The organism is Arthrobacter sp. HMWF013 (assembly GCF_003061105.1).
Classification (GTDB): domain Bacteria; phylum Actinomycetota; class Actinomycetes; order Actinomycetales; family Micrococcaceae; genus Arthrobacter.
This window is the reverse complement of sequence record NZ_QAIQ01000647.1, coordinates 1-1,369: the sequence shown is the minus strand read 5'-3', so window position 1 is coordinate 1,369 and position 1,369 is coordinate 1. Positions and strand designations below refer to the sequence as shown.

General features: G+C 59.0%; 2 protein-coding genes. Both read right to left on the bottom strand.

The genetic code is table 11. The features are described from left to right. Window positions 1-4: 4 nt before the first annotated feature. Window positions 5-679, bottom strand: coding sequence for a nicotinamide riboside transporter PnuC (pnuC, locus tag DBR22_RS21420; protein WP_258229363.1), 675 nt, complete (start codon window positions 677-679; stop codon window positions 5-7). A gap of 254 nt (window positions 680-933) precedes the next feature. Then, on the bottom strand, window positions 934-1,369 hold a 436-nt coding region (locus tag DBR22_RS21415; RefSeq protein WP_219928153.1), incomplete at its 5' end, for a hypothetical protein.

Here is a 1,369-nt window from a genome sequence, read left to right as displayed (position 1 = left end):
CATCTCAGGCTCCTGCCGCGACGGTTTCGGGGGTGGCTGCCGTGGTTTCCAGCTGGCGGGTGCGCTTCCAGTCGATGAGGCCGTAAATGCACAGGGCGAGGAATCCGATGTAGAGGATTGCTGTCAGGGCCAGTCCGCGGCTGAAGTACAGCGGGATGGAGACGACGTCGATGAGGATCCAGACGTACCAGTGCTGGAAGATCTTCTTGGCCTGACCGTAGGTGGCGACCAGTGAGGCGGTCAGGACGAAAGCGTCCGGCCAGGGCACCTGTGAGTCGGTGCCGTGGGTGAGGATCATGGCGACCCCGGCTGTGCCGACGAGGGTGGCGGCAGCCCCGAGGATGATCTCTTTGGTGTTGGCGTTCCGGATGGGGAGGTCGTTCCGACTGTCGGTGGCGGCGTTGCCGCGGACCCAGTTGTACCAGCCGTAGACGGCGACGGCGGCGAAGATGACCTGGAGGACGGTTTCGCCGTAAAGGCCGGCGCCCAAGAACAGGATGATGAACGCGAAGTTGTTGAGCATGCCGATGGGCCAGTTCCACAGCTTCTGCTTCGCGACCCCGTAGACGCAGGCGGCGCCGGTGACGAAGCCGATGATCTCGATCCAGCTGACGGGGCTGCCGAGAAGGTTGGGGATCGCTGCGGAGTTCATCCAGTCGAGCAGGGCTGTCATCGTCATTCCGTTTCCTTGTTATCAAGCTGACAATAAAGACACTACCAGTCTTATTATCAGCCTGACAATAACTACCCAGTGTGACGTCCGTCTCCTTAAGGCGGAGGTGGCTGCCGTCCGCGTTCGTGGGGGCCTTGTCGACAGCGTGCAGCTCGGAGAGCCTGAAATGACTGCCAGCGCCCGGTGATCGGGTCGTGCGGGAGGTCCGGGATTATTTCAGGACGCCTAGGCTAGGCAGTTTGCAGGCACCCCCATGAGGGCTAAAAGCCAATCCCATGCAGGCGATCGATCTCGTCCGCCGACCACCCCAGAGGGTAGGCCCGCAGCTGTCCGTAATCATCATCGTCGTCGCCGAAATCCATCTTTCGGAAGTTCTCAAAAAGACCAAGGCAATAGTCAGTTCCGAAATTAATCGGGTCCTTCTGGGCAGCGGCGAAATAAATGGCTAGGTCGTCAGGTGCCTTGACCAACGGCCTTTTGAGCCATCTATCGGCGACTGAGGAGCTGAATTTGCCTCCAATTTTCATGTCCATGATTGCCTTGAGCTCCAAAGCCTCCAGCGAAGGTTCATCTATGCTTCGGTAGTGCGCATATCGTGTCAGGTACTTGATGCGCTCACGCTGGAAATTCCACTCGAACAGTTGCCGAACCCATTGCGCCGCAGACATCGTTCGGAGATTGTCCACGTCTTCCAGT

Bases quoted from the DNA above. Each gene is read 5' to 3' on its own strand.
- pnuC (WP_258229363.1), bottom strand. From the start codon at position 679: ATGACGATGACAGCCCTGCTCGACTGGATGAACTCCGCAGCGATCCCC.